Raw genomic sequence first — 3,660 nt, 5'->3', positions numbered from 1 at the left:
AAATTAAGGAAACCCATCTTAATAGGAACTATTTTTTATACAATTTTAATTTTATATTTTATGTTCTTTGCTTTTAATAGATTAAATCATGCAACCGGCGATTATGAATATGTATTTATGCTTGTTCCGGAAAACGTTCCTCTTCGATTTCCAAAACCAACTTTTTCATGGTTATACCAATTTGGAAACATTGCTGCTTTTATCCCTTTTGGAGTAGTAATTCCTTTGTTGTATCGTTCCAGTTTTGGGAAGTTCATATCCTTGTTTGTCTTGACGATTCTCGTTCTGGAATCGCTGCAGGCTTTAACTTATCTTGGCAGCTTTGATGTAGATGATGTTATATCCAATACATTAGGTGCAACGATAGGTTTTATCGCCTATAGAGTAGGATTTTCTTCAAAAATTTCTTATAAAAAGCTTATTGCTTCGGCTCTATCTATTGGTGTTCTTCTAGTTGGGGTAATCGTGGTCTCGGAAACTATCAATTATGTTGTAGCGACAAGAGAAAGCACGATTCAAGCATTACACGATGTGAAAGAAATGAATGGAACCATGCCTATGACTGAAAATCTTCCAAGTTTCACCGTAGCAGGAAATAAAATAGAACCTAAAATGAACGTGTATAATAGTGAAGGGGATAAAAGCAAATCATACACTTACATCTTGGGGAACAAGAAAGATGTGACGTTCTATTCTTATTATGGCATTCCAGACAAGGGTAATTTCAAGGGAGAAGTTACTATACTGGCAGATGGAAACGTAAGAGCTCAGTACAATAATAAAGGGGCAGAATCTTTAGAGATACCATTTTTTGATAAGGTAAACGAAATTACGATTATCGTTTCCGGGAACGCTAAACTATGGGACGTTGGATTCAGTGAAAAGAAGCATTGGTGGGAGTAAAGAAAAAACAAACAACCAATGAAACCATGGTAATCGCTGAAAGGCTGTCGAGAAAGTCTCGAGAGCCCTCTTTTAAGCTTTAATCACTAAATTTACTATCGGCTCTTCAATTAGAAGTGGAACTACTTTCTTCATTTGTAAATCGTTCATTATTGTGAAGTAATTCACTTAAACTAACGGGGCAGTTTAGTTGAAGAAGACCCGTTTGCGATATGGTATAGTTTATTAAGGGGTACCACCAGCCAAACGCGAAAAAACCACGCTAAGGATTAAGTTCAATCAGAAAAGTTATTTCAAAAAGTCCTTTAAAGAAATGACATATGTCAAAATGAGTTAATTCACCTTTTGACATACAGATTAGAGCTATCTTTCTACGTGTCATAAAGTATGCTTTTTGACAGTAGCTACAACATGAAAAAAACCTTACATTTGTTTAAAAACGTTAGTCATGTTATTCCATTAAAGGGCCATTATATTGAATAACTTATTGTGGAAATTATGAAAAATTGAGATGATTATTATTAAGTTAAAGGGCAGTTTAGCGTGGCCACCGACCAACTTAGTGGTTACTTACACTCAATTATTGGAAGGAAAGTTTTATCCTTTCGCGAATTCATTATACATGCCGAAATTACGAAATTCGCAGAAAAATCGCGGTAGGCATTGGAAAGAGCATTTTAATTTTCTATAACTCCATAGAGAGGTGATTACGCATGAATCAAAGACCGTCAGAAGAAGAATATGCCGGGGACTTCGGAGAGTATATCCGGTTGGTGCCGGATGGCAACATCATCGACATTCTGCTCGCCCAGGAAAAGCAAATGACCGAGCTGCTGGCATCGTTGACCGAAAGCCATGGCGCGTATCGGTATGCGGAAGGAAAATGGACGCTGAAAGAAGTCGTGGGCCACATCGCAGACGGAGAACGCGTCATGACCTACCGCCTGCTCCGGTTCGCAAGAGGGGACCAGACGCCTCTGTCCGGTTTCGACCAGGAATTGTTCATGCCTCCTTTCGGAAGCTGGACAACCGCGCAATTGGCCGAAGACTACCGGGCCGTACGGCAATCGACGATCACACTGCTGCGCGGGTTACCGGCGGAGGCGTGGTCCCGCAAAGGCACAGCCAACAACGCAAGCATTACGGCGCGTGCCCTCGCGTACGGCATCGCAGGACACGAGATTCATCACATGGGGGTCATCCGAAATCGGTATTTGAGTTAGTTGTCCGGAAGATCGGGACGGAAGCTGCGCGGAAAACGCGGCTTCCGTTCTTTCTTTATGGCAGCCTTCCCGCCCCGTTCAAAGACTGATATGAAGAGAGGACAAGACGGGTTGAAAAAAGCAGCAGCGATTGGTTGCAGACTGGATTTTGTCTAAAAATGAAAAGAAAATAATAATCTCAAACAAGAAAAAATCAAGGCCTCTTCGTTAAGCTAACGAAGAACGAGAGCTCAATACATCATACGAATGACAAATAAGGATTGGTGGTTATTCCGCAAAAGGGCGCAATTGTTGAATAATTAAATCCCAATTTCTCATTTATATCACTGAGAGATTGGGATTTTTAATGCTGGAATATCCTTAACGTTGTAAATCCGCGTTTTGCTGGTGGTACCCCATTAAGTTCAGTTTGAAGTTTTATAGGGGGAATTTAATGTCAAATAAGTTTAAATATGCAATGGGATTGTTTTTTGAAAAAAAGATACCTAATAAAAAGAATAATTTATTCTTAATTCTCAATCTTGTAAATTTTATTATACTCACGGTTGATTATTTCACAGATATAGAATTAACTTGGTTATTTTTAGTTGTGACATTAGCAATACTTGTACTTTCTTTTTCTATACATATTGGATTTGAGTCAATATTTTGGACACAAAAAAGTTAAATCTTAAGCTGTATTCCTAATAAAATCTTCAATGGCTTGTGGGGTTTGATAGCCCAAGCTGCTGTGAATTCTTTTTCGGTTATACCAACCTTCAATAAATTGGAACATCGCTAATTTAGCTGTTTGATAGTCTAGATATTGTACGTGGTTGACTTCTTCCTTTTTTAATAGGGCATGAAAGGATTCAATACAGGCATTATCGTACGGGCAGCCTTTCTGACTAAAGGATTGCTTAATATGATGATTTTGGATATGTTGAGTAAACTCACTACTTGTATATTGTGAGCCAAGATCCGTATGAAGAACTAAGCCCTCCGAGGGATTTTGGGAAAAGTGAGCGTTATTGAAAGCTTGTATGACCAGCTCTGTCGTCATTGAACGAGAAAATGAATACCCTACTATTTTCTTAGAATGAAGGTCCAATACCGAAGCTAAATAACACCATCCGTCTTTTAACGTGTGGATATACGTAATATCTGCTACCCATTTCTCATTAATGGTCTGAGTAGTAAAGTCTCGTTTTAGCAAATTATCCAATTGAATAACCTTTTCTTTAGATGGATAGGGACGGTATTTTTTCTTAGTAATAGAACGAATTCTTGCCTTGCTCATTAAACGTTGAACACGCTTTAGACTTAGGGAAAACCCTTTGGTTAATAAGCTTTCATGAATCTTTGGCGCCCCATATCGTCCCTTGCTTTCCAAGTAAATGAGATGGATTTCCTTTGTGAGTTCTTGGTTTTCCTGTTCGCGATTTGATATGACTATTTGGAGGGACTGATAATGGCTGCTTCTTGGGATTTCTAGTATTTCACACATCTTCTGTACGGGATATTGTTTCTTGTGTTCCTCAATAAATTCGGTAAG

Annotated in this window: 5 protein-coding genes; 4 read left to right on the top strand and 1 reads right to left on the bottom strand. The window is 38.7% G+C overall.

The window, feature by feature from the left end; translation table 11 throughout:
- The 4 genes from ACFWE9_RS26280 to ACFWE9_RS26265 all read left to right on the top strand — a co-directional run.
- On the top strand, positions 1 to 903 hold a 903-nt coding region (locus ACFWE9_RS26280; RefSeq protein WP_377359582.1), incomplete at its 5' end, for a VanZ family protein.
- Positions 904 to 1,616: 713 nt separating this feature from the next.
- Positions 1,617 to 2,126, top strand: a complete 510-nt coding sequence (locus ACFWE9_RS26275; RefSeq protein WP_057219379.1) for a DinB family protein — start codon at positions 1,617 to 1,619, stop codon at positions 2,124 to 2,126.
- On the top strand, positions 2,127 to 2,282 hold the full coding sequence (locus tag ACFWE9_RS26270; protein ID WP_230163002.1) for a hypothetical protein: 156 nt from the start codon (positions 2,127 to 2,129) through the stop codon (positions 2,280 to 2,282). It abuts the gene before it with no gap.
- 277 nt (positions 2,283 to 2,559) lie between these two features.
- Positions 2,560 to 2,793, top strand: a complete 234-nt coding sequence (locus ACFWE9_RS26265; RefSeq protein WP_230163000.1) for a hypothetical protein — start codon at positions 2,560 to 2,562, stop codon at positions 2,791 to 2,793.
- Positions 2,794 to 2,796: 3 nt separating this feature from the next.
- On the opposite strand, the gene ACFWE9_RS26260 is transcribed toward ACFWE9_RS26265, so the two are convergent.
- Positions 2,797 to 3,660: IS3 family transposase (locus ACFWE9_RS26260; RefSeq protein WP_377359579.1), on the bottom strand; the 864-nt coding region annotated here is incomplete at its 5' end.

Origin of the sequence: Peribacillus sp. NPDC060253 (genome assembly GCF_042727425.1) — a bacterium.
GTDB lineage: Bacteria > Bacillota > Bacilli > Bacillales > DSM-1321 > Peribacillus.
This window is presented reverse-complemented; position numbering and strand designations above follow the sequence as displayed.

Bases quoted from the DNA above. Each gene is read 5' to 3' on its own strand.
- ACFWE9_RS26275 (WP_057219379.1), top strand. From the start codon at position 1,617: ATGAATCAAAGACCGTCAGAAGAAGAATATGCCGGGGACTTCGGAGAG.
- ACFWE9_RS26265 (WP_230163000.1), top strand. From the start codon at position 2,560: ATGTCAAATAAGTTTAAATATGCAATGGGATTGTTTTTTGAAAAAAAG.